A 24,791-nucleotide genomic window follows, 5' to 3' on the forward strand; every position below is an offset into this window, starting at 1 on the left:
GCTTCGATGGCCGATGGTCGATGGCAGATGGCCGAAAATCACTCTTTTGGAAGGCAAATCGCTCGGCTGATGAGAATGTCACTATGGATTCGACCATCGGTCATCAGCCATCGGCTCACGGGGCGTACTTCTTAAAGATCGTCGTGGCAATATGACCACCAAAGCCAAACGTATTATTCATTGCATAGTTCACTTCTTTTTCTACAGCTTTTCCGAGTGTCAGGTCGAAAATATCTTTGAATGCGGGATCCGGATTCTGCACGTTAATGGTTGGTGGGATCTTGTTTTCCTGTACTGCTTTTACAGAAGCGATCGATTCGACAGCTCCGGCTGCACCAAGAAGGTGGCCTGTCATCGACTTTGTAGCGCTGATATGTAGCTTGCTGTTTTCTCCAAATACCCGTTTGGAAGCGATCAACTCGCTGGCGTCGCCAACTGAAGTGGAGGTGGCGTGCGCATTCAGGTAGTCGATATCTGATGGCTGCAATCCTGCATCTTCAAGGGCGGCCAGCATTCCCAGGTAAGCACCTTCACCTTCGGGATGGGTATTGGTCAGATGGTATGCATCCGCGGCCATTCCACCGCCAACGATCTCGGCGAGGATCGGCGCATTCCGTTGCAATGCATGATCCAGGCTCTCCAGAATCAGGGCACCAGCACCTTCACCCATTACAAAACCGTCCCTGTCTGTATCAAACGGCCTTGATGCGGTGGCCGGAGAGTCGTTCCTGGTGGAGAGGGCCTTTGCTGCATTAAACCCACCAACAGAGCTTTCATTGATCGGGGCTTCCGAGCCACCCGTAATGATCATATCCGCTTTATTCCAACGGATATAATTCATTGCATCAATGATCGCCGTGTTTGATGTGGCGCAGGCAGACATCGTGGTGAAATTTACTCCCCGGAGTCCATACCGGATCGAGATGACCCCAGACGCGATATCCGCGATCATTTTAGGAATAAAAAACGGACTGAACCGGGGGGTACCATCACCAAGTGCGAATTCAGTCACCTGTTGCTGGAAAGTATTGATGCCTCCGTTGCCAGAGCCCCAGATCACACCGATCCTGTTCCTATTCAGCTGCTCAAAATCGATTGCCGCATTGATGCGCGCTTCCTCCACTGCAATGAGCGCATATTGCGTAAATGGGTCATAACGGCGTGCCTCGGATTTTTCTATAAAATTGAGTGCATTGAAATCCTTTAATTCGCAGGCGAATTTTGTTTTGAACTTCGTAGTATCAAAATATGTAATGGGAGCAGCTCCGCTGACACCTTTCAGCAAGGCGTTCCAGAAATCATTGCTCGTATTACCAAGCGGGGTGAGCGCACCAGTGCCGGTAACGACTACTCGTTTCATATAGGTTAAAAGTTTGAATGTTTGAGCGTTTAATACTAAACGCTTGAGAGGTTTGAAAGGTTTTACAGGTTTGAAGGTTCAACCGTTTGAACAGTTATTCAGGAAGGTTGTTGAGGTGCCTGAGCGCTGTTTCGGGTGATTGAAGAAAAAGCTGACGGAATGCCGCAGTGACGCCGATGTGGATCTCATAGATATTGTTGGCGATACCAGTGACTATTTCGGAGGCTACGTCTGCAGGTTGCATTTTTGAGCCGGAGAGTTCTTTCGCAAATTCAGTATCTACCAGGGGTGGCATTACTTCAAAAACTTTCACGTTTGTGGAGCTTAACGCAACGCGCAGGGATTGGGTATAGGAGTGAAGCGCAGCTTTTGTTGCACTGTATGTTGGGATACGAAGCCCTGGCACCATCGAAACGATGGAGGTAATATTCACAATGGCGGCATGCGGCTGTTTCTCAAGAAGAGGCCATAGCTTTTCGGTCAGACGGATGACAGATAATACATTCGTATTGAACTCATCAGCTGCTTTACTGTAAGCATCTGCACTGGCTGAAAGAGTGTACGCCACCGCATGTGCGGCATTATTGAATAATATGTTCAGATCGGGGAATTCCCGGTGTATACGCTCAACGAGTGAATCAACAGCTGCTGCATCAGTAATGTCTGCGACGATGGCAGTAGCGCCAGGGATCTGTGCCGCAGCCTTCTCCAGTTTTTCTTTGTTTCTTCCCGTAATGATCACGCGGTTACCCTGAGCGGCGAGTAAAGCTGCGGTCTGAAATCCGATTCCTGAACCACCACCGGTGATCAGGACTGTGTTATTTGTTGTGTTCATTGTACTTGTTTTTATAATAATATACCGATCGGTATATTTATGGTTAAAAAAATTTACTTCTTTAATTCTCCAATGATCAGATCATCGATCTTCTCCAGGCTGTTATTCAGAAGGGAACTATCATCCATTGCTTTTGCGAGCAGGATGCCGCCTTCTATGAGTGCGATGAATACAGCGGCGTATTTGTCAGCATCAGCTTTTTCGATAATACGGTTTTGCTTTTTACCCTCTTCGATGGTTTGTGCTATCACTTTTCTCCATCCCCGGTACGTCGCTTTTACCTTGGTTTTAAGAGCAGGGAAATTATCATCAGCTTCAACGGCCGCGTTCATGACAGGGCAACCTCCCCGCAATGATACGCTTCGGAATTCCTGGCGGTAAAAAGCGGTCATTGCCAGTAACTTTTCAATTGCATCGCTAACGGAAGCCATGGCGGCACTCTGCCCTTTGAGAAGGATCGAATGATTGTAATCATATACGGCAAGGGCCAGTTCATCTTTATTCTCAAAATTGCCGTAGATCGCGCCTTTGGTCAGACCTGTTGCGGCAGTTACATCGCTCAGCGAAGTATCTGCATACCCTTTCTTGTTGAAGAAGGGAGCGGCTTTTTCGATGATGAGTTGTCTTGTATTTTCCGATTTACTGACTGACATATTATTAAATGACGATGTAAAAATATACCGTTCGGTATATTCTGCCAAGTTTTGGCGCTGATTTTAACATCATGTAAAATCCTCCGGGATATTTCAGTTCAACACCCAAAATTGACCGTTGGACCGTTTGCGGGCGTCAATCCGTGCTTTTTTTGGTAGTTTAGCTTTTTCAACTGCATGAGAAAAATAATACTGTTATCGATTTTTTGCTGGAGCTGTGTTATCGGCCTTCAGGCCCAGCCCCAAACGGGTGGCGAGATCCGCATTACTGTTGAATCTGCTGAAAAACAAGCAGTAGCGTTTGCTTCGGCGAGTTTGTTGCGGCCGGATTCCAGTATTGCTCAAACCCTGATAACGGACAGTCTTGGCCGTGCTGCATTCACCAACCTGGCGCCTGCCAGCTATATTCTGAAGGTCAGCAGTATCAATTTTGAAACACATCACAGTGCATTGATAGATCTTAGTTCGCGGCCTGAATTTCAGACCGTGATCACTTTACAACCTGCGGCCGGATTGATCGGCAACGTAACGGTCACCGCGAAAAAGCCGCTGGTGCAGTTCATGCCCGATAAAACGGTGATCAACGTGGAGGCAGGGATTACCAATGCAGGTGCTACTGTGATGGAAGTGCTGGAAAAATCGCCCGGCGTAACAGTTGACCGTGACGGTAATGTTTCCCTGAAAGGCCGTTCAAATGTGCAGGTGATGATCGATGGAAAACTGACGCAGCTTTCCGGAAGTGATCTTCAGAATCTGCTTACCGGGATGAATGCCACACAGGTTGAAACGATCGAACTGATGGATAATCCGCCTGCAAAGTATGACGCGGCAGGAAATTCAGGGATCATCAATATCCGGTTGAAAAAAGTAAAACAGAAAGGGTTCAATGGTACGCTGACCGTTGCGCTTGGTCACGGTAAGCGGTATAAAAATAACAACAGCCTTATTCTGAACTATAGAAGTGGTGACTGGAATTATTTCTTTAACTATAGTGTGAATGCGAATAAATATTTGATGGATCTCTGGGCGATCCGTACCAACTATAATGCGAACGGAACAATAGGGTCGGTGCTGGAACAACCGTACAATACACTGGGTACCGGCGTTACACATAATCTCCGCACGGGTGTTGATTATTCGATGAGCAGGAAGACTACTGTTGGCTTTGCGTTCACCGGTACATATCTTACGCGTAATAACAGCGGGCGGGCAAATGCTTCCTGGAAAAATGCCGCGGGAGTGACAGACTCTACGATTGTTACTACCAGTAATAGTTCCAGCCGGTTGAAACAAGGTGGGTTGAATGTCAATATGCGCCATTCCTTCAATTCAAAAGAAGAACTTGCCGCGGATGTTGATCTGATTGGATATGATATTTACAACGATCAGCAATTTGAAAATCTTTCTTCGGTTGCGGGAAGTAAGCCGGATGCTTCACGTGGCAGCATACCTTCGGATATAAAGATCTTTTCTGCGAAGGCCGACTATTCCAAGCAATTCAGATCAGTGCTCTGGGAGGCTGGTTGGAAAACTTCGCGCGTGAATACGGACAACTTTGCCCGCTATGAATTTCTCGATGGGAATGTATGGAAAGACGATCTGGGCAAAAGCAATCACTTCCTTTACAAAGAAGATATCCATGCTCTTTATAGCAGCTTCAACCTGAAAAGCGGGCGCTGGAGTACACAGGGTGGGCTGCGGTATGAGTATACCAGCTACAAAGCCAAACAACTGGGCAACGCAGTAGTGAAGGACTCGTCCTTCAATCGCCGCTATCACAGTTTGTTTCCGACATTATTCGTCAGTTATGAGGCTGATTCAATCAACACTTTTACGTTCAGGGCAGGCCGACGGATCGACCGGCCGGGTTTTCAGAAGCTGAATCCGTTTGTGTTCATCATCAATAAGTATACTTTCCAGCAGGGTAATCCTTATTTTCTGCCACAATACACCTGGAATACAGAGATCTCTCACCAGTATAAGGACATTCTCTCAACCGGAGTGAGCTACAGTATTACGAATGATTATTTCTCACAGATCTTTCTCACTAATCCTGACGGAACAATTGTGTATACGGAGGGCAACGTGGGTAAGATGCGCAATCTGGGAGTTTCGATGAGCATTCAGTTACCGGTCGCGTCATGGTGGTCCTTATCCGGTCAGGCTGTATTCAACCGAAAGATGATTGAAGGCACATTATGGAAAGAGTACAAGGCGACGATCAACCAGGGAACCTTTAGCATGAACAACCAGTTCCGGTTCAAAAAAGGATGGTCTGCCGAGCTGAGCGGGTTCCTTGTAACGCGCGCACAAAACGATCTGCAGGAAGTGCTGGATCCGACAGGGCAACTTGCTGCAGGAGTATCCAAACAGGTACTGAAAAACAAAGGAACACTTCGTTTGGTGGTGCGCGACATCTTCTACACGCAGGCAATGGCCGGATGGTCATACTTCGAAAAATCAATCGAATATTTCAAGCTCATGCGTGACACACGTGTTGCAACGCTTTCATTTACCTGGCGTTTCGGGAAAACCATGAAGCAAATGAAGCGGTCTTCCGGCAGTGCGCAGGAACTTATTGAACGCGCAGGTTCGGTCAACTAAAACTTTTCACACTTTTATCTCTTTCCATCTTCCAACGGTGCTCTTTACCGGTCAGGCGGAAGAGGTCCTGTGCAGGCGCGTGGCTACAGACCATACAGGGATGGTCTTAAGGATAAGAAGGCTGATCTCGATCGCTCTTCTTAACTTCCATGTATGAAAGAGCAAAGCTATTCCAACCATGTAAGGTACTATGTACCGCACCATTTCGTTTTTTATCCCTTGTCGCTGGCATTGCTGATCATAGCAGTGAAAGCAGCTTTTACAAGCGGGGCAGACTCCTCATTACTGTGGTGGGTAATATCAGGTATCATCGTACTGCTGATCTGGGTGTCTTTTATGATGCGCCAGCATTATGGGCTGATCAACCAGAACAGGACCGTGCGGCTTGAATTGCGGTTCCGTTACTATACACTTACGCAGAAAAGGCTTGAGTTGCTGGAAGACAGGTTAAGCTTCGGGCAGCTGGCTGCGCTCAGGTTTGCATCAGATGAGGAGCTGCCGGGCCTTGTTGACCGCGCTCTGGCAGAACAACTATCCCCCGGCGAGATCAAAAAGCAGATCCGATCATGGAAGCCTGACCATATGCGCGTGTAGCGGAAAACATTCCGGAGATATTCTTGTTACTATATCTATTCATATAACAAAACTGTAGCATTATGGATCTGCAATTGAAAGGCAAAACGGCATTTGTGTCCGGATCAACCCAGGGTATCGGTTTTGCCATCGCGAGGCAATTATTACAGGAAGGTGTGTCGGTCATGATCAATGGGCGAAACCCGCAAAAGGTGAATGAGGCTGTCGACAAGCTTAAAACCCTCGTGCCATCGGGTGATGTGAAGGGATTAGCCGCCGATTTTTCCAAGGTAACGCAGATCAACGATCTTCTTCACGAGGTCAGGGATGTGGATATACTCATCAACAATGCAGGCATATTTGAACCAGTGCCATTCGTTGAGATCACTGATGAAAAATGGTTCGAGATGTTTGAAGTGAATGTAATGAGTGGAGTGAGGCTTGCGCGTGAAGTTTTTCCTAAAATGTTATCCCGCAACTGGGGAAGGATCATCTTTATTTCCAGTGAGTCCGCAGTGCAGATCCCGGAAGAAATGATCCATTATGGAATGAGCAAAACAGCGCAACTGGCGATAGCCCGTGGTTTGGCTGAACTTACAAAAGGAACAGGAGTTACCGTAAACAGCGTACTGCCCGGTCCTACGGAATCGGAAGGAGTGAAAGAGTTTGTAAAACAACTTGCCGCTTCACAGCATAAAACATTTGAAGAAGCAGAGAAAGATTTTTTCGAAACGGCGCGGCCAAGTTCACTGCTCAGACGCTTTTCTTCTGTAGATGAAGTGGCGAGCATGGTCACCTATATTTCCAGCCCACTGGCGTCTGCCACAAATGGTGCTGCGCTCAGAGTGGATGGTGGAGTGGTGAGAGGGATTTTGTAGGGAGGCGGTAGGGACTGGGAGTTTGGTAGGTTTGGGAGGTTATAAAGGTGTCAGGGACGTAAAGTTGGATTGATGTTTCGGCGGCAGAAAAGTTTAGTAGTCTAAAAGCTCCGAAACCTATGGGACCTGTAAAACCTCCCAAGCTCTAAACTTATGAAACCCCAACTAATCCCACACCATTCTCTTCCCAAATGGCATCAGCGAGATCTCTATTAGTTTGAAGTGTTGTCTTCCCCAGGGGAGGCCAATGACGGTCAGAGAAAGGAGAAATCCCATTACAAGATGAACGAGGGCTGTATACCATCCGCCGCAAAGTATCCAGATGATATTGCAGAACATGCCGAGACAGCCTGCATCGCTGGAGTCGCTGACCACTTTTTTCCCAAAAGGGAAAAGGACGATCCCCGCCATTTTGAAACATTGAAGTCCCCATGGAAGCCCAACGAAAGTGAGGCATAACACGATTCCTCCCACAAAATATCCGACAGCCGCAAAAAAGCCACCAAAGATCAGCCAGATAAGATTCCCCAATAAATTCATAGCCTTGTTTAAGACATAAAGATACTACGGTATGATCTATCCGCAGTTTTCGTTTAAATGAAGGGTTGCCACACTTCGGAACCCTTAAATCACGCATCAGCCGTTTCTCATCTTTTGGCAGTAACAAAATCATGATCCCGTTCGTTTGACCCGAAAACCGAAGTTTATCTAATCATGAGAAAAACATTGCTGATGATTTCAGCGTTTTTATTTGTAACGCTGACCGCTGTCTGTCAAACCGCAGAAAAGTTCAGCCCGGTGGCTCTTCACCAGGATCTGGCCTACCTGAAACAACAACTTTTCGATGTTCATGCAGATCCGTTCACGGAGATCTCAAGGAAAGATTATGCAAAGCTTTTTGAGAAAGCAGATCAGTCGATCAAGGAACCCATGACAGCCCTGGAATTTTACCAGTTGATACGGCCGATGGTAGCAAATCTTTCGGATGAGCACGCGCAGATCAATTTGCCGAAGGAACTCTACACTTACAATGACCGGTCAGTATTTCTCCCTTTTACCTTAAAGAAATCGGGAGCGGGGTTCGTTATAGATACCGTTTTGTCTGTAAGCAGCGGATTGAAAGCAAATGATGCCATCACCGCCATCAACGGGATAAAGGTGAAAGAACTGGTAGCACGGGCGGCTGAATACACTACAGGATATCCGGATCAGCGGCAGCGGAACGCCCTTAAGCAATTCGGTTATTTGTATTCCATAAGTGGAAAGTTGAAAGAGGAGTTCAGGGTTGAATCCGCGGGGCGATCAATAACAGTGACCGGCATCCGTTATATGTCCTGGGAGAATTATCTTAAGTCGATTTTTGGCGGAACTGTCAGCTGCGATCAGTTATTATCTTACCGGAAGATCAGTGAAACAGGCTACATCAACGCCTGCTCATTCGGCGCACGGGGAAAGGCTGCTTTTACCGCGTATGAGCGTGCCGCGGATAGTCTTTTCCTTCTTGCAAAGAAGGATGGTGTAAAACGGATCGTGATCGATGTAAGCCGCAATACGGGCGGGAATTCCGCACTTGGCGATTTCCTGATCAGGCAGTTTTACAAGGGTGAATATCTTTCCTACAGGATGAGCTGGCGCCGCAGCAATGAATATCTCGACCTTATTAAAAGCTGGGGAATAAAGAATGAAGATTATGAGAAACTGAACCCGGGTGAAGTCATGCATTCAGGTCCGGATACACCGTGGATGCAAGGTGTAAAAGATCCATTTAAGGGTAAAGTGTACATCATGATCGGTAGCGGAACTTTCTCCAGCGCGATCATATTTGCGACCATCATCAAAGACAGCAAGCTCGCTCAACTTATAGGGGAAGAGCCATTGGAAGGACATCCTACCCACTTCGGGGAAATGTATGGAACAGCATTGCCCAATACAAAACTGGCAGTGAGCTTTGGCGTGAAAGAATGGATCAGACCACTGGGCAAAGATGCAGGAAACAGGTTAACGCCGGACATCTTCATTCCGCTTGACCGGGCCATAGAAGACGTGATCAGGGACCTGGAGAAAAGCCATCCGTGATCCTCTTCCGGTACTAATCAGCTTAACTCAGACTTGCATAGAGTGATGTAACGGACGTAAAAGACCTCAAAGAACGAGATGAAACACAAAGGCCGGTCGTTGAAGACTGGCCTTTGTGTTTTTATCTTTTGTATTTCGTTGCGGTCCTTTGCGTTACTGCTATGCCGATCAACCCTTCATAGCTTAACAATGGTAATATGACCTGGGTTGACAACTTACCTGTAAAAATTCTTCGATAAATGATACTGCATCATCCTGGTCATACGCCACCAGCGCATTTGGGATCTGCAGGGTATAATAACCTTTTTCAAAAGAGTAGTAACGGCGTTTCAGTTCATCTATCGCTTTTGCACGGTTGTAAGACGTTTGAGGTTTGTCTACTTCGATATTGACCTTTGCATTCACGATCGCAATGTCAATGGAATTCTGACTGTCGTCTTTTTCCAGTTCAACAGCTATTCCTCTTTTCTTCAATAGAAAATAAAGCTTTACTGTTTCGCGGGATGTTTGTTCGAGTTTTGTTTTCAGATCATGCTGGCAGGGAGTACAAAGCGGGTGACCAAGCCGGTTAACAGAAAGATGGATCTCCGGAGCGGTCAATGCTTCATTACAATTGAGGCATAGGTGGGGCACATGAGTGTTTCTCATAGTTAATGGATATTGGCTTGTTAATAAAAACTTACAGTTCCGGCTACCGGTATGCTGTTCTGTGTAAAGTAGAGAACAATCGCATCATTTCCAAAAGCAGTCATGAAAAAAATTATTGTGTTACCATTGTTTTTGTTGACAATCTGTGCATTTGGGCAAAAGAAGGCCGATCAGGTCGCCACCAGGCCGGTTTGCCCGGTCTGCAAAACCAGTAAGAACTCCATTCCGATACTTTATGGGCGTCCTGCGGCGATCGCGGTTCGGCGTGCGGAGAAAGGCGAGTTGAGGCTTGGCGGTTGCGTGATCAATCCGGATTCTCCGAGGCACTATTGCAAAAAAGATCATCGGTCTTACTAAAGCGTGCGTCGTTGCTTTCTGAAGGAGAAGATGTGTTCAGGAAAATCCTTCTTCGAAGGATCTTGGGTATGGTTTATGAATGAACATCGAAAAAGACTATGTCAGTACCATACAAACCGCAGGGTTTTCATAACGTCACTGCCTGTACCCGTGTAGAAGATGCGCCTGGTTGCGTTGCATTTCTCAAAAAAGTATTTGGAGCAATAGATGAAGGGGAAGAACTGAGAAATATAAAGCGGGAAGATGGCAGTTTTCATGTGGCAGAGATCAAGATCGGCGATACTATCATTATGGTCTTCCAGGCAAATCAGCAATGGCAGGCACAGCCGTTTTCTGTATACCTCTATGTGGAGGATTGTGATAAAGTATTCCGCGAAGCGATAGAAGCCGGAGCCATGTCATTAATGGAACCTGCGGACATGTTTTACGGTGACCGCAACGGGGGAGTTCGCGATGCATGGGGCAATGAATGGTGGATCGCCACGCACGTAGAAGATGTTTCAGCCGAAGAACTGGCGAGAAGAGAGATGGAAGCGATGGATAATCGTTGAATACCAAAATAAAAAGGCGGCCGGTGCTTTTTAGGATTCTGCGCGCGAAGGTTCATCCAGGCGTCAGCATAAACTTGGTACAGTTTTACTTCCCAAAGTAGAAACACTGCTACACATGACCAGCCAGCAAGCACCGCCATTCTACATTAAATTCTCACTGAACCTTCTCACTATTATTCTTCTGGGAGGGTTGATCTTTATCGGCCAGGACATCCTGATGCCATTATTCTTTGCCATCGTTCTGGCCATTTTATTATTACCGGTGAATAACCGTCTTCTGCGCTGGGGTATTCCGAAAGTACCGGCAATGTTACTGGCTATTTTGCTGGCGCTGCTCGTAATTGGCGGCATTATTTATTTCCTTTCCTCCCAGATCGCAGTGTTTGTGAAAGACCTTCCTGCGATCAAACAGCATTTTAACGATCATCTGCATACCGTTCAGAAATGGATCAGTGATACCTTCCACTTCAGCTATAAGGAGCAGGATAAAGCTGTGAAGGACGCTACAAGCGGATTGAAAGACTCAGGCAGCAGTGTGGTAGGAACTACCCTTATTTCAGCAGCGTCGGCATTGCTCATGGTGATTTTATTGCCTATCTATACTTTTCTGATCATGTACTACCGCGGGCTGATCCGGAAATTTTTCCTGGACATCTTTGGAGACCGCCACCGGTCGAGCGTAGAGGAAGTGATGGCGGAATCAAAGACCATCGTCCAGGGCTATATGGTGGGATTGCTGATCGAGATGGGGATCGTGGCGGCGCTGAATGCGGCAGGATTCTTCATTATCGGCATTAAATACGCGATCTTCCTGGCTGTGCTGGCTGCGATCTTAAACATGATCCCGTATGTAGGAATGCTGGTGGCAACGGTTTTATGCATGGTGATCACCCTCACCAGCGCTACGCAGATCGCAGATATCCTCTGGGTCGGTCTTATCCTGATCGTGGTACAATTCATCGATAACAATTTCCTGATGCCCTATGTTGTGAGCAGTAAGGTAAGAATCAATGCGTTAGTGAGCATTATCGGGGTGCTCATAGGAGGGGCGCTGGCCGGCGTTTCGGGAATGTTCCTTTCAATCCCCGGCATAGCCATTATGAAGGCTATTTTCGATCGTGTCGATGACTTGAAGCCCTGGGGAATGCTGATGGGTGACGATCTGACGATGCTGAATAAAAGGAAAAGGAAGATGATCGAGAAAGGGAAGGACAGTGGAAAGTAAAAATTCAAAAGTAAAGATTAAAAATACTATTCATTAATTATTAACGTTTTACAAAATAATCCAGGGCCATTTTATTATTTATTTTTGACTTTCTACTGCACTTGTACACAGGTGTTGGTAACTTAGGGCGGCCAAAAACTGATTTTTTTCAAATTCTCCTTATTATTCTCACCGTTAATCACTACCTTTGCCGTCCTAAATTTCGAATGTCATGGCAAGAGTATGTCAGGTTACAGGTAAAACGCCGATCGGTGGGCACAAAGTGTCTCACTCTAATATTAAGACCAAACGTCGTTTTCTGCCTAATTTGCAGAAAAAGAAATTCTACCTTGTAGAAGAAGACAAATGGATAACGCTGAAACTTTCTACGGACGCACTGCGTACGATCAATAAGAATGGTTTGTACAGCGTAGTGAAAGAACTGAGAGCGCAGGGAGAAAAAATCTAATCCGGTTAAAGGTTGGTGAATAGTAACCGGTAGATGCTGCCTGTTATGACGCGCCGCAAAAGCAATAAATAAATACAATGGCAAAGAAAGGAAACCGTGTACAAGTGATCCTGGAATGCACTGAGCACAAAACAAGTGGTCAGCCTGGCACCAGCCGTTATATCACGGTAAAAAACAAAAAGAACAATCCTGAAAGATTGGAGTTGAAAAAATTTAACCCGATCCTGAAAAAGGTGACTGTTCACAAAGAAATTAAATAAGTTTACCGTCTATTATCTTCCGGTGGGCAGCCACCTGTAATCAATAGATATAAAACATAAGACCATGGCAAAAGCAGCTTCTAAAAACGCGAAAGTAAAAGATCTTAAAGCTTCTGCTGAAGCTAAGAACTGGACAAAAGTTATCAAGGCCGTAAGAAGCCCTAAAACTGGCGCCTACACTTTCAAAGAGAATATCGTTCACAAAGAGAAGATCAAAGAATTCCTGGCTCAGAAGTAATTTCTGTGCAGGTGAAAGATATTAAAAGCTATCCGTGATTACGGGTGGCTTTTGTTGTTTACGATGTGAAAGTCAAAAGTCAAAACTAAAAATATCAGTTCGTGGAACAGAAGTTCCTCTTTGCAGAGGTTCTTTTTTACTTTTTAATTTTAGCTTTTTCCTTTTTTCCTCGGTATTAACTAACAATCAATAAGGAATCGAATGGGTCTTTTTAATAAGCTGTTTGGGAAGAAAGAAAAGGAATCGCTGGACCAGGGCCTGCAGAAAACCAAAGAGGGGTTTCTTTCAAAGATCACCAAAGCAATCGCCGGTAAAAGCACAGTGGATGAAGAAGTGCTGGATAATCTTGAAGAAGCACTGGTTGGGGCCGATGTGGGAATTGAGACCACCGTTAAGATCATTGAACGCATTGAAAAAAGAGTGGCTAAGGATAAGTACATGAATACTGCTGAGCTCAACAGGCAATTGCAGGAAGAAATGGAAGCAATCCTTGTAGATGCCCCTGAAGCAAATAGTTATGCATTTGATACGCCCTTGCCCGCAAAGCCATACATCATACTGGTTGTAGGGGTGAATGGAGTTGGGAAAACGACTACTATCGGCAAACTCGCCTATAATTTCAAAAAAGCCGGTAAGCAGGTTCTGCTGGGTGCGGCCGATACATTCCGTGCGGCAGCCGTAGATCAGTTGACGATCTGGAGTGAGCGTGTCGGTGTGCCGATCGTTAAGCAGGATATGGGTTCTGACCCCGCTGCCGTTGCCTTTGACACCGCTCAAAGTGCCGTTGCCCGCCAGTCGGAGGTAGTTCTCATCGATACTGCAGGCCGCCTGCATAACAAAGCGCACCTGATGGAGGAGCTTTCAAAGATCAAACGCGTGATCCAGAAAGTGATCCCCGATGCTCCGCATGAAGTGCTGCTGGTACTGGACGGATCAACCGGACAGAACGCACTCGAACAGGCGAAACAATTCACTGCAGCTACCGATGTCTCTGCACTTGCCATCACCAAACTCGATGGAACCGCAAAGGGTGGCGTTGTCCTCGCCATCGCCAACCAGTTCAAGATCCCCGTGAAATTCATCGGCGTAGGAGAGAAAATGGAAGACCTGCTGGTGTTCGATAAACACGAGTTTGTGGATAGCCTCTTCAACCTGGAAAAGTCCTGAACAATAAGTTTTAAAGTTTAAAGGTTTAATAGTTTAAAAGTTTGCGTATTTGGTTTGAGGTTTGTTGTTTCAGGAGTTATACACTCCTGCAGACATTTAATCAACAGCAGATAGATAATATTCAAACTATTAAACCTTTAAACATTAAAACCTTCTTTATTTGCCTTACTTCATCGCCATAGATATCGGAACAACACACTGTAAAGCCATTGTGACTACAGACGCTGCAGAAGTGTTGTTTGAAACGAAAGCTGGCTATCCGTCCTTTCAACCTCAGTCGGGTTATCATGAGCAGGATCCTGAGCAGATCTTCGCTGCTGTGATGAAGGTGTTGCGCGATGCCGTGGACACTGTTGCTGATAAAGAAAACATTCTTGCAGTGAGCTTCAGTGCAGCGATGCACAGCCTGATCGCTGTTGATAAAGAGGGAAAACCTTTGACCAGTTTGTGGACCTGGGCAGACACGAGAAGCATCTCAGTGGCCGCTGAATTAAAAGATACACCAGAAGGAAGACGGATCCATCAGCAAACGGGAACACCTGTCCATCCCATGTCGCCACTATGCAAGATCGCCTGGATGAAACAGGAGATGCCGGAAACCTTCGCCGCTACACACAAATTCATTTCCGGAAAAGAATACATCGTTCATCAACTCACAGGCGTTTATGAGGTAGACATCGCCATGGCATCTGCCACTGGTCTGCTGGATGTACAAACCCTTCAGTGGAGCACTGAGGCACTGGCTTTCGCAGGGATCACTGCAGCACATCTTTCGTCACTCGTTCAACCCACTGATCGCTTGCCGGCGTTACTGCCATCGTTGGCAGAAAAACTGACACTGCCACTATCTGTACCATTTCTCCATGGGGGAAGTGATGGCAGTCTTGCCAACACTGGTGCAGGCGCCGTATTGCCGGGCGAAGCGGCACTGACCATCGGCACCAGCGGCGCTATCAGAATTCTTCAGGATCATTCCATAGCAGATGCAAAGAGCAGGCTGTTTAATTACAGGCTCGATAAAGATGTTTATCTGCCGGGCGGCGCGATCAATAATGGCGGCATCCTGCTGGAATGGTTCATAAAAACCTTTACAGATAACAATAAAACATTTGATCAGTACCTGTCAGAACTTATGCCGCAGGCTGATACGATCCCGGCGGGTGCGGAAGGACTGATCTTTCTTCCTTATGTATATGGCGAACGGGCTCCGGTTTGGGATGCCGGTGCCAGCGGAATGTTTGCAGGCATCAAAGCGATACATACCCGGGCACATTATTTCCGGGCCGTACTGGAAGGAGTAGGGTTCGGGATGAAGCAGGTGCTGGAAGCGCTGGAGGAAAACGGTGTGGTGATCCATACGCTTTTTGCAGGCGGAGGTTTTGTTGAATCTCCGGAGTGGTTGCAGATCGTGACCGATATTTTACAGAAACCTGTTCGGGTGTCGTTAACAGCAGACGCTTCTTCGATGGGGGCCGTATTTATGGCCATGAAAGCGCAGGGGATCATTAATGACTGGGCGGAAGTAAAAAGATTTATGCGCGAGGAAGAGTTGTATCAGCCAGGACCTTTTCTCCCATACCAAAGCAATTTCGCGATTTTCAGCTCGCTCTATAAACCATCCATGCCTAAGGACCACTAAGATAACTGGAAACCGGTGAGCGGAATCCTGAACATGAAGGCCAATCCCTGTAAATTTCTCCTGGCGGTCAGTTTTTCATTGTAAAGACGATCGATCCGTTCCGCAGTGCTTTTTAAACCAATCCCTTTGGTGAAAAGAATATCCAGATCACCGCTATAGCCAATCCCGGTATCACTGATCGTTATATGAATGAATTCTTCTTCGCGCTGACAAATGATCGTCACAGTTCCGCCATTTACCAGGGGAGATATCCCATGATTCAGGGCATTTTCAACGAGCGGCTGTAATATCATCGGGGGAACATTTGTTCTTAACACTGAGGGGTCGATCCTGAAATCAACCTGCAGCCTGTTACCAAACCGGTAATGCTCCAGCGCAAGCCATGTTTTTACAAAGTTCAGCTCCTCTTCCAAACGAACAGACTGGCATTCGCTTACTTTAAGTGCATATCGGAATGTGTCTGCAAGCTGGGCGATCAGTACGCGCGTTTTCTCCAGACTTGGCGGCACCGATGCGCTGATCGAATTAAGTGTATTAAAAAGGAAATGGGGCTCGATCTGTGCTTTCAATGCCTTGATCTCACTTTGATATGCGAGGTCTTTCAGCGCCTGCTCCCGGATCAACTGCTCCTTTGTCCGGAGATAAAACCGGTATGCATGATACAGCGCAAACTGAAGGCTGTAAAAAAATGCGCCGATATACACATCGTACATCATTGTTGAAAAATCAAACTTTCCTAACCCGCAGTCATTTAAAATATGTCCGAAACTGTAAACCCAGGAGAACGAAAAAAAAGGGATGTACAGTAAGTGGAATAAAAGCGTCAGGCTGAATGTCTTTTTTTTCCAAACTCTGAGAAGGAACCACCAGGCGGGTAAAGTACAAAGCATTTTAAGCGCCACGTCGATCGCAATGATCCTGACCTGGCCCAACGGATGTTTTATCTGGTAAGACAGGATCATCACAACAAAAAAGAAAGCACCCCAGAATAAATTATAAAAGAGCCAGGCTGAAAATTCAGCCACGGTTATATTCCATACCAGTTTTCTTTGCCAGAATCGCCGATCTCTCATGTTGATTATCCGGGATAGACCGGTGTGCAAAGCTACAGGGTGTATGGACTTTTACATGAAAACAGGGACGAACCGTTGGATAAGCCGACGAATTGATCAAATCGGCACCCGAAACACTATTAGTTATGACTAAAATGTTGTCATTTTTATTTTTGTGAGGATCAAATGTGCTTTTTCCTTTTTTTAAATTGCAAACCGGTATCAGCCGGCCCTTTTTTCATTTCGACATCGATCTTTTTTTCAAACCTGTAATACGAAACAAAAAATGTTAGTCCGCCAATCCCACCTGCAATCAATGGCATCAGCCATTTCATGGTCGACAAACTGAAGAAGATAAACACCACCCAGATCCCGAAGAGCAGACCCAGAAAGTCTTCCATCTTAAGATCGTCTGAATATAGCAAACTATGGATCAACAGTAAAACTGCTGGTCCCGTTACGATCAACCACCCATATTGCACCGCGTCATGCTGTATGATGATCATACCTTTCAATGCCCACCATTCTGGAATCAATAACACACAATAAATACCCAGCAGGGATAACAGGATATATATTCTGCTTACTGGCAGGTTACGATAGAAGGACAGGTCATTCTCCATGAAATGAAAATTCCGGTGAATGATGATCCCATGACCGGCAAGTACGGTAATGAACAGCAACCATAACATCCGCCCTTCAAATACCTGGCTGTCCGTTTTCGCGAAGAAGTATAGTGCGGCAAAGGAAACTGTTTTCAGGATCAGCAGTGTGATGAATTGCTTACGGAATACGAATTGCAGCAGAAAGCTCAGCAATCCCGGACGCAAGCTTTTCCACCTGTTTTTTTGCATCAGTTGATTGGCTTTGCCATTGCGGATCATCTGCCGGGTTGATATCACTGAGGCTGCGAGCAGCAGCAGGACCGATCCTGCAACAGCTAACGAAGACAACCACTGCTGCTGCGTTATTCCGATAATGATCACGATAGCACCATAGATCAGCACCGGTGATATCATCTTTACCAGCATCTGTGTCAACGACCGGATATGCGTCGATTCATCAACACCGTTCAGCAGGTATAAAACGTCATACGCTTCTTTCCGTAGACAGGCCCGGATAAACAGATTCACCTTAAGTGCGTAGATCAACCAGGCTCCGGATGCGATCAGGAAAAAAGAAACTGAATCCAGTATAGACAATATGATTGAATAATGAAACTGTATGACGTCTACCGCGCTGGGCTGAATGCCGAACAAAATGAAAAAGGAGAAAAGAAATAAACCGGCGTGCTGTTTAAAAAACGGCTCTACGACGCTGCGATGCAATAATTGTGAGGTAGCACTCATACCGGCAGTTCTTTCTTTAATTGTGTTTCAGTGATGCGGAAAACACCATCAAACTTGAGATCAGGAGTTTCAAGATCATGATGCGAGGTGATGATAAATGAAGTGCCAGCCTTGTGCCTGTCGCTGATCAGCGTATGCAGACGTTGTTGAGCCTGCGTATCAAGCGTGGTAAAAGGTTCGTCGAGCAGGATCCATGCCGGCTGCCCGATAAATGCCAGCAGCAGGGAAAGCTTTTTCAGCATACCACTGGAATAACTGCCGGTTGGGTTAGCCGTATAATTACCTATCTCCAGTCTTCGCCTGATCTCGTCAACCTGCTCCGGTCCGCCTTTTTTTACAGATGACACGAAGCTGATCAGCTCATCGCCCGTGATGAACGCCGGAAATACGGGTTCCGCTGGTGAATGATTGATCAGCTGACGGTAGGCTACCGGCTGTTTAAGCTGCGAGACCCCCTGTATGCTGATCTCGCCTTTGCCCGGAAGCAGTCCGGCCAGCATCTTGAAAAGCGTCGACTTCCCCGAGCCATTAGCTCCCTTTAACCAGTAAATACCCGGATCCAACCGGAGTAAAGGGATGTCCAGCACCGGTTTATCGTTGAAAGATTTCTGTATTGAGGTTAATTCCAGCATGTTAGCTATGGGGAAAATAATGGATTGATTAACAGGACAATATTAAAGAAAATTTAAAGAGTTGAATTACCTTTGCAAATCTTTAAAATGGTTATTACCGGCGGGTTCGGTAGTGCTGGTTCCATATGTTTCAGCGGTTCGCTGAAAATCCTGAAACCTTCGAAGCCATTCAGTTAAGGCCTCAAAACAGAAACATTGAAAACAAGAACGCTCAAGAAGGACAAAGTTAATATCATTACACTCGGCTGTAGCAAGAATATGGTCGACAGTGAAGTACTCAGCGGTCAGCTGCTGGCGAATGATATTGCGGTGGTGCATGAAAACAAAAAGCTTGACCATAACATCGTGGTGGTGAATACCTGCGGGTTTATCGATAAAGCCAAAGAGGAGAGTATCAACACGATCCTCGACCAGGTAGATCTCAAAAGGAGAGGAAAGCTGGATAAAGTTTATGTGACCGGCTGCCTGAGCGAGCGCTATAAAAATAACCTCGAAACCGAGATCCCGGAAGTAGATGCCTTCTTCGGAACGATGGAGCTTCCGTTGATCCTGAAACAGTTTGAGGCTGATTATAAAACTGAACTGGTGGGTGAGCGACTGCTGGCCACCCCCAAACATTACGCCTATCTCAAGATCTCTGAAGGTTGCAATCGTACCTGTTCATTCTGTGCGATCCCGTTGATGAGAGGAAAGCATACCAGTAGAAGCATCGATGACCTGGTAATTGAAGCTGAGCGCCTGGTTAGGATGGGCGTGAAGGAGGTAATGCTGATCGCGCAGGAGCTGACCTATTACGGGTTGGATATTTACAAGAAAAGGATGTTGCCCGACCTGTTGAACAGGCTGGCTGATATAAAGGGGCTTGAATGGATCCGTTTACATTATGCCTATCCGTCCAAATTCCCTTTGGAGATCCTGGATGTGATGCGTGAACGCGATAACATCTGCAATTATCTCGATATGCCGCTTCAGCATGCGGCCAACAATATGCTGAAGGCGATGAAGCGCCAGATCACCCGTGAAGAAATGGAAGACCTGACAGCGGCGATCCGTGAGAAAGTGCCGGGAATCTGTCTCCGTACAACCCTCATCGCTGGCTTTCCGGGTGAAACGCTTGACGATATTGAAGAATTAAAGCTCTTCCTGCAGCGCCAGCGTTTCGACAGGGTAGGGATCTTCTCTTATTCTCACGAAGAAGGTACTTCAGCGTATGACCTCGTTGATGATATCCCTTCCGAAGAAAAAGAGCGCCGCGCACAGGACGTCATGGAAACACAACAGGAGATCTCTTACGAGAAGAACCAGGAGAAAGTTGGGCAAACGTTTAAAGTCCTCATTGATAAAAAAGAAGCCGGCCGCTATCTTGGACGCACAGAATTTGACAGCGTGGAAGTTGACAACGAAGTGATCATTCACAGTGATAAAAAACTGGCGATCGGAGAATTCGTTCAGGCGAAGATCGTAAAAGCGTACGACTACGACCTGGAAGGTGAAGTGGTGGGGTGAGGTTTGATCGTTTGTAAGTGTGCTGTTCCCGACATAACCATTGATTCTTCACTTGCTTGAGATGCGCGTTCCGAAAAAAAAGTTGAACGTATTTTATGCCAGAGCCGGGATCTTCCCTAATTCAGGGAGGCCCGGCTCTGTTAGTTTTACAATTGTATCAAACGATAGGCTTTCCGGCAGGAATGACAGCCTCAACCAACGGTGAACCTATGGAACCTATCAAACCTCCCGCACCTCCCCAACTCCCGGCACCTCCCAAACCCTCCTCCCTCCATTCATAAAAAAACCTTCTGCTGAAAAGGAAATAGTTTGATATTAGACAGCGAACGGGGCATTAGAAGACCCGCTCAGTTTCTTTTAAAACGATTTTATGCAAAGATTTTTGGTGGTACTGGCGCTTGCCGGTATGTCAGTTAAAGGCTACTCACAGGGGTTATATAAGCCCCGCGATGTTCAACATGCGTTTGATAAAAATACCCGCTCAGCTGATGGTAAGCCCGGTAAAGACTACTGGCAGAATAAAGCCCGTTATGAGATCAATATTACAGCCTTACCGCCGGAAAGAACCATCCGTGGTTCTGAACAGATCAGCTATATAAATAACAGTCCTGATACACTACGGGGCGTTTACATCAAGTTGTTCATGAATATCCATAAACCCGGAGCTCCAAGCAATGTTCCAGCTCCGCAGGAGTATCTGACATCGGGTGTACATATCGATGGATTTTCAGTGAACGGACAGAAAAGACAATGGCAGCAAAGTCCGTATTCATTTACGGTAGTACCGGTAAGATTAGCCAAGCCCCTGGGTCCGAAAGATTCGATACAGCTTTCATTCGACTGGCATTATGATATGTCTCTCCAAAGCAACCGGGAAGGAATGATCGACTCCACGACTTTTTTCCTGGCGTATTTCTACCCACGCGTAGCTGTTTACGATGATTATTATGGATGGGATAGAAACAGCTTTCTGGAAGATCATGAGTTCTATAGCGACTTTAATGATTACACAGTGAATATCACTGTGCCAAACAACTATATTGTTTGGGGTACAGGTACGTTGCAAAAGCCTGAAACAGTATTACAACCCGAATACCTGAAACGTTTTCAGCAATCGTTTACCAGTGATAAAACGATCAATGTTGTAACTAAAGAAGATCTTGCCGGAAAAAAAGTAACGCTTAATAAAAGTAATACCTGGCAGTTCACTGCAAGTAATATCCCCGATATGGCATTTGGCCTCAGCGATCATTTTGTATGGGATGCCGCAAGTATAGTGGTAGACAGTACGACCAACCGCCGGGCGAGCGTGCAGGCTGCGTTCAATGACACAGCCAAAGATTATCATGAAATGGTAGCGCATGGTCAGCATGCATTAAAACTGCTTTCCTTTAAATGGCCGGGCGTGCCTTATCCTTACGAGAAAACAACCATCTTCCAGGGCTATGCAGGAATGGAATATCCGATGATGGCGAATGATGAAACCTATGAAGATCCGGTATTCTCCCGTTTTGTTGCGGAGCATGAACTGGCGCACACTTACATGCCTTTCTACATGGGGATTAATGAGAACAGGTATGGATTTATGGATGAAGGATGGGCTACAACATTTGAATACCTGATGGCAATCGAAGATATGGGTAAAGAAAAAGCAGATGGATTTTTCAAGCAATTCCGCGTGGAAGGCTGGATAGGAGATCCGTCAGCAGAGCAGGATATTCCCATCATTACACCCGGTAACGTTGTTTCAGGTGCGGGCTTTGGCAATAACATTTATGGCAAACCTGCGCTTGGGTATCTTGCTTTGAAAGATATGCTGGGTGATCAGCTGTTCAAAAAATCATTGCATGAATATATGAACCGCTGGAATGGAAAACATCCGACTCCATGGGACTATTTTAATACCATCAATTCGGCTACAGGTAAAAACCTTGATTGGTTCTGGAACAGTTGGTTCTTCCAGCCCGGCTATATCGATCTTGCTGTATCAGACGTAAAAAAAGCAAGCAGCGGCTATTCGATCAGTGTAAAGAACATTGGAGGGTTTCCAGCGCCGGCTGATCTCCTGATCACCTATGCCGATGGAAGTACTGAAACAAAACATTTCAACTCATCCGTGTGGGAAAAAGATCTGAAACAAACGGCAATCACGGTTGCAACAAAAAAACAGATCAAAAGCGTGAAGCTGGACGGTGGCATTTTCATGGATGCGAATACGAAAAACAACAGCTTTCCGGCTGAAGACAAAAAAGGGTTTTAATAAGTCAAGCATAATATGATGCATATTCGATTTCTTTTAGCTGCTTTATCTCTTGGATCGCTGGTAACGGCACAGTCATTACCTACTCCCAGAAATATCCAGGCAACTTATACCAAAGGCACCCGTTCTGAAACAGGCCGTCCCGGAAATAATTACTGGCAGAATACGGCTGATTATAAACTGAACATCCATTTTGATCCGGCAACACGGCTGCTGAATGGCGTGGTGGATATTGCCTATTATAACAACAGCCCTGATACATTGAAACAGATCTGGCTGAAGTTGTATCCCAATGTTTATAAGAAAGGCTCGCCCCGCTCGTTTGCTGTTTCTCCAAATGATGAAAGCGAAGGAGTCAGTATAGATTCACTATGGATCGATGGCGCGGTAACACCTGCAAACCGGATAGGGATCAGTGCAACGAATGGAATTCTTTCCCGCCAGGCGCTTGCTTCAAAAAAGAAGATCAATATCCGTATTGCTTATCATTATACGTTAAACAAAGGTTCTCATAACAGGACCGGCGAGATAGAGCCCAATGCTGCATTTGTGGCTTATTTCTTTCCGCGTATTGCTGTGTATGACGATATTGATGGATGGAATACATACCCATATATAGGTGCGCAGGAGTTTTACAATGATTTCTGCAACTTCAGTGCTGCGATCACTGTCCCCGTCAATTTTGTAGTATGGGCAACCGGTGATCTGAAAAATGTGACGGAAGTTCTTTCGCCCGAATATGCTGACAGGCTGGCTGCTGCTGAAAGATCTGACGCGATCACAACGATCATCGATACGACTGAGCTCTCGAAAAAGAATTTCACACCCCCGGGAAAAGCCTTTAATACCTGGAAGTTCGAAGCAACTGAAGTGACCGATTTTGCCTTTGCAACCAGCGATCACTATGTATGGAAATCAACAAGCCTGGTGGTTGACCCTTCCACGAAAAGAAGAACAAGAGTAGATGCTGTGTTCAACCCGAGGCATAAAGACTACTTTCATGTAGTGAACGATGCCCGTGCAACGGTAGAGTCGATGAGTTATCGTTTTCCCGCATGGCCTTTCCCTTATCCGCATATCACGGTAGTGGATGGTCTTGATCAGATGGAATACCCGATGATGGTGAATGACAACCCGGTTGAAGACCGTACAGAAAGTATTACGCTTACAGATCACGAGATCTTTCATACCATGTTCCCTTTCTATATGGGCATCAATGAAACAAAGTATGCCTGGATGGATGAAGGCTGGGCAACGATAGGCGAGTGGCTGATCTCTCCAATGATCGATTCTTCTATCGTTGATGAATACGGCGTACAGCCCTATGCTTCTTCCGCGGGAAGGGAGACAGATCTGCCGATCATGACATTAACTACAGAAGTGAACCGCAGTGCATTTACAAATTCTTATCCCAAACCCGCCATGGGCTACCTGTATGTAAAGGACATGCTGGGAGATTCGTTATTCACTAAAGCATTACATCATTATATTGCGCAATGGCATGGTAAACATCCCATGCCGAATGATTTCTTTTACAGTATGAATGAAGGAGCGGGAAAGAATATGAACTGGTTCTGGAAAAAATGGTTCTTCGAAAACGGTATCCCTGACCTTGCGATCGGTAAAGTAAACAAGAAAGGAAAGGCATACACGGTGATTGTTGAAAGCAAAGGGGCAAAGCCTGTTCCTGTTGACCTGGTCGTAACCTACAGTGATGGATCAACTACTAAGTTGCACAAGAGTATAGCTGTTTGGGAGAACAGCAATAAAGTAACGCTTACTTTCGACGCGCTTAAAACAGTAAGCAGGATCGAATTGAAACATCCGCATACGCCAGACAGCAACCCCCGGGATAATATTTACACGGAGCGCGACTAGCCTGAAATTGCCTGGCCTGAGAAACTACGCAAAGGGCGCAAAGAACCGCAAAGGACGCAATGAATAACTTTGAGATTATTGCATTGCGTCCTTTGCGGTTCTTTGCGCCCTTTGCGTAGCTATAAACTGCTATACCGGACCGCTATAGCTATATAGGCCATACAACTCCTGTATTAATCTTTTACATCTTCAGTGCCTGCAAAAGCGCCGCCGGAACCGTCAGAATCCTGTTCATCACGTTTTTTCTTCCCGGTCGTATTTTCCATTTTCTCTCCATCCTTGACGTTCACTGCAGCAGTTTTCTTTTCGGTGGCTGTTTCCGGTTTGATCACTTTTTCTTTGGCTGATCCATGAGGATAACCTTCAAAGTCCTGGTCTATCTTATTGTCAGGGTGCTTTGCCACGTCGTTTTTGTTGTCCATTGCGTTACCCTTTTTTGTATCGAGGTATTGTTGAAACCGCTTAGTTTTCATATTGTTTCTTGTATAATATCACAAAGCCGTGCCAAACTATCCCGTGATACGCAGGTTTCTACAGCTCATGGCCTTTTTAAAGCAGTTCAGTGCCGAATCATTTATCAAATAAAATGGCCTGATATAATT

Annotated in this window: 24 protein-coding genes; 15 read left to right on the forward strand and 9 right to left on the reverse strand. The window is 46.0% G+C overall.

The window, feature by feature from the left end; all coding sequences use genetic code 11:
- Positions 1–115: 115 nt before the first annotated feature.
- From fabF to LZZ85_RS24845, 3 genes are all read right to left on the reverse strand, one after another.
- On the reverse strand, positions 116–1,360 hold the full coding sequence (gene fabF / locus LZZ85_RS24835) for a beta-ketoacyl-ACP synthase II (RefSeq protein ID WP_237876327.1): 1,245 nt from the start codon (positions 1,358–1,360) through the stop codon (positions 116–118).
- A 94-nt stretch (positions 1,361–1,454) separates the two neighbouring features.
- Positions 1,455–2,195 carry an SDR family oxidoreductase gene (locus tag LZZ85_RS24840; RefSeq protein WP_237876328.1) on the reverse strand — a complete coding sequence of 247 codons (741 nt, stop codon included), beginning with the start codon at positions 2,193–2,195 and terminating at the stop codon, positions 1,455–1,457.
- Between the two features lie 53 nt (positions 2,196–2,248).
- On the reverse strand, positions 2,249–2,848 hold the full coding sequence (locus tag LZZ85_RS24845; RefSeq protein WP_237876330.1) for a TetR/AcrR family transcriptional regulator: 600 nt from the start codon (positions 2,846–2,848) through the stop codon (positions 2,249–2,251).
- A 177-nt stretch (positions 2,849–3,025) separates the two neighbouring features.
- Between LZZ85_RS24845 and LZZ85_RS24850 the strand changes: the two genes are divergently transcribed.
- From LZZ85_RS24850 to LZZ85_RS24860, 3 genes are all read left to right on the forward strand, one after another.
- Complete coding sequence (locus tag LZZ85_RS24850) at positions 3,026–5,452, forward strand: outer membrane beta-barrel family protein (RefSeq protein WP_237876331.1); 2,427 nt, start codon at positions 3,026–3,028, stop codon at positions 5,450–5,452.
- A 153-nt stretch (positions 5,453–5,605) separates the two neighbouring features.
- Positions 5,606–6,046: a DUF6526 family protein gene (locus tag LZZ85_RS24855; protein WP_237876332.1), complete on the forward strand. Its 441-nt coding sequence runs from the start codon at positions 5,606–5,608 to the stop codon at positions 6,044–6,046.
- A 62-nt stretch (positions 6,047–6,108) separates the two neighbouring features.
- Positions 6,109–6,903: an SDR family NAD(P)-dependent oxidoreductase gene (locus LZZ85_RS24860; RefSeq protein WP_237876333.1), complete on the forward strand. Its 795-nt coding sequence runs from the start codon at positions 6,109–6,111 to the stop codon at positions 6,901–6,903.
- A 165-nt stretch (positions 6,904–7,068) separates the two neighbouring features.
- Here LZZ85_RS24860 and LZZ85_RS24865 read toward each other — a convergent pair whose 3' ends face one another.
- Positions 7,069–7,443 carry a YccF domain-containing protein gene (locus LZZ85_RS24865; RefSeq protein WP_237876335.1) on the reverse strand — a complete coding sequence of 125 codons (375 nt, stop codon included), beginning with the start codon at positions 7,441–7,443 and terminating at the stop codon, positions 7,069–7,071.
- 174 nt (positions 7,444–7,617) lie between these two features.
- On the opposite strand from LZZ85_RS24865, the gene LZZ85_RS24870 reads away from it, so the two are divergent.
- Positions 7,618–8,979, forward strand: a complete 1,362-nt coding sequence (locus LZZ85_RS24870; protein ID WP_237876336.1) for a S41 family peptidase — start codon at positions 7,618–7,620, stop codon at positions 8,977–8,979.
- 183 nt (positions 8,980–9,162) lie between these two features.
- On the opposite strand, the gene LZZ85_RS24875 is transcribed toward LZZ85_RS24870, so the two are convergent.
- Positions 9,163–9,627 carry a hypothetical protein gene (locus LZZ85_RS24875; protein WP_237876337.1) on the reverse strand — a complete coding sequence of 155 codons (465 nt, stop codon included), beginning with the start codon at positions 9,625–9,627 and terminating at the stop codon, positions 9,163–9,165.
- Between the two features lie 102 nt (positions 9,628–9,729).
- On the opposite strand from LZZ85_RS24875, the gene LZZ85_RS24880 reads away from it, so the two are divergent.
- The 8 genes from LZZ85_RS24880 to LZZ85_RS24915 all read left to right on the forward strand — a co-directional run bounded on the left by LZZ85_RS24880 (position 9,730) and on the right by LZZ85_RS24915 (position 15,512).
- On the forward strand, positions 9,730–9,984 hold the full coding sequence (locus tag LZZ85_RS24880; RefSeq protein WP_237876338.1) for a hypothetical protein: 255 nt from the start codon (positions 9,730–9,732) through the stop codon (positions 9,982–9,984).
- Between the two features lie 98 nt (positions 9,985–10,082).
- Positions 10,083–10,535 (forward strand): VOC family protein, encoded by a 453-nt coding sequence (locus tag LZZ85_RS24885; protein WP_237876339.1) that lies wholly within the window; start codon positions 10,083–10,085, stop codon positions 10,533–10,535.
- A 115-nt stretch (positions 10,536–10,650) separates the two neighbouring features.
- Complete coding sequence (locus LZZ85_RS24890) at positions 10,651–11,760, forward strand: AI-2E family transporter (RefSeq protein WP_237876341.1); 1,110 nt, start codon at positions 10,651–10,653, stop codon at positions 11,758–11,760.
- A gap of 211 nt (positions 11,761–11,971) precedes the next feature.
- Positions 11,972–12,208: a 50S ribosomal protein L28 gene (gene rpmB / locus LZZ85_RS24895; RefSeq protein ID WP_237876342.1), complete on the forward strand. Its 237-nt coding sequence runs from the start codon at positions 11,972–11,974 to the stop codon at positions 12,206–12,208.
- A gap of 77 nt (positions 12,209–12,285) precedes the next feature.
- On the forward strand, positions 12,286–12,468 hold the full coding sequence (gene rpmG, locus LZZ85_RS24900) for a 50S ribosomal protein L33 (RefSeq protein ID WP_038102283.1): 183 nt from the start codon (positions 12,286–12,288) through the stop codon (positions 12,466–12,468).
- A gap of 64 nt (positions 12,469–12,532) precedes the next feature.
- On the forward strand, positions 12,533–12,706 hold the full coding sequence (locus LZZ85_RS24905) for a DUF4295 family protein (protein WP_237876343.1): 174 nt from the start codon (positions 12,533–12,535) through the stop codon (positions 12,704–12,706).
- 201 nt (positions 12,707–12,907) lie between these two features.
- On the forward strand, positions 12,908–13,873 hold the full coding sequence (ftsY, locus tag LZZ85_RS24910; protein WP_237876345.1) for a signal recognition particle-docking protein FtsY: 966 nt from the start codon (positions 12,908–12,910) through the stop codon (positions 13,871–13,873).
- Between the two features lie 160 nt (positions 13,874–14,033).
- A complete protein-coding gene (locus LZZ85_RS24915; protein WP_237876346.1) occupies positions 14,034–15,512 on the forward strand; it encodes a gluconokinase in 1,479 nt (492 codons plus the stop codon).
- On the opposite strand, the gene LZZ85_RS24920 is transcribed toward LZZ85_RS24915, so the two are convergent.
- The 3 genes from LZZ85_RS24920 to LZZ85_RS24930 all read right to left on the reverse strand — a co-directional run bounded on the left by LZZ85_RS24920 (position 15,509) and on the right by LZZ85_RS24930 (position 18,545).
- Entirely contained in the window at positions 15,509–16,585 is a 1,077-nt protein-coding gene (locus LZZ85_RS24920; protein ID WP_237876347.1) for a sensor histidine kinase, read from the reverse strand. The genes LZZ85_RS24915 and LZZ85_RS24920 overlap by 4 nt on opposite strands.
- A gap of 161 nt (positions 16,586–16,746) precedes the next feature.
- On the reverse strand, positions 16,747–17,913 hold the full coding sequence (locus LZZ85_RS24925) for a hypothetical protein (protein ID WP_237876349.1): 1,167 nt from the start codon (positions 17,911–17,913) through the stop codon (positions 16,747–16,749).
- Positions 17,910–18,545, reverse strand: coding sequence for an ABC transporter ATP-binding protein (locus LZZ85_RS24930; protein ID WP_237876350.1), 636 nt, complete (start codon positions 18,543–18,545; stop codon positions 17,910–17,912). Before LZZ85_RS24930 ends, LZZ85_RS24925 begins: the two co-directional genes overlap by 4 nt.
- Positions 18,546–18,740: 195 nt before the next feature.
- On the opposite strand from LZZ85_RS24930, the gene rimO reads away from it, so the two are divergent.
- The 3 genes from rimO to LZZ85_RS24945 all read left to right on the forward strand — a co-directional run bounded on the left by rimO (position 18,741) and on the right by LZZ85_RS24945 (position 24,189).
- Positions 18,741–20,051, forward strand: a complete 1,311-nt coding sequence (gene rimO, locus LZZ85_RS24935; protein ID WP_237876351.1) for a 30S ribosomal protein S12 methylthiotransferase RimO — start codon at positions 18,741–18,743, stop codon at positions 20,049–20,051.
- A 370-nt stretch (positions 20,052–20,421) separates the two neighbouring features.
- Entirely contained in the window at positions 20,422–22,311 is a 1,890-nt protein-coding gene (locus tag LZZ85_RS24940) for a M1 family metallopeptidase (RefSeq protein ID WP_237876352.1), read from the forward strand.
- A 15-nt stretch (positions 22,312–22,326) separates the two neighbouring features.
- Positions 22,327–24,189 (forward strand): M1 family metallopeptidase, encoded by a 1,863-nt coding sequence (locus LZZ85_RS24945; RefSeq protein WP_237876353.1) that lies wholly within the window; start codon positions 22,327–22,329, stop codon positions 24,187–24,189.
- 173 nt (positions 24,190–24,362) lie between these two features.
- Here LZZ85_RS24945 and LZZ85_RS24950 read toward each other — a convergent pair whose 3' ends face one another.
- Positions 24,363–24,662 carry a hypothetical protein gene (locus tag LZZ85_RS24950; RefSeq protein WP_237876355.1) on the reverse strand — a complete coding sequence of 100 codons (300 nt, stop codon included), beginning with the start codon at positions 24,660–24,662 and terminating at the stop codon, positions 24,363–24,365.
- Between the last annotated feature and the right edge of the window lie 129 nt (positions 24,663–24,791).

The sequence above is a fragment of the Terrimonas ginsenosidimutans genome, assembly GCF_022012415.1.
Taxonomy (GTDB): domain Bacteria; phylum Bacteroidota; class Bacteroidia; order Chitinophagales; family Chitinophagaceae; genus Terrimonas_A; species Terrimonas_A ginsenosidimutans.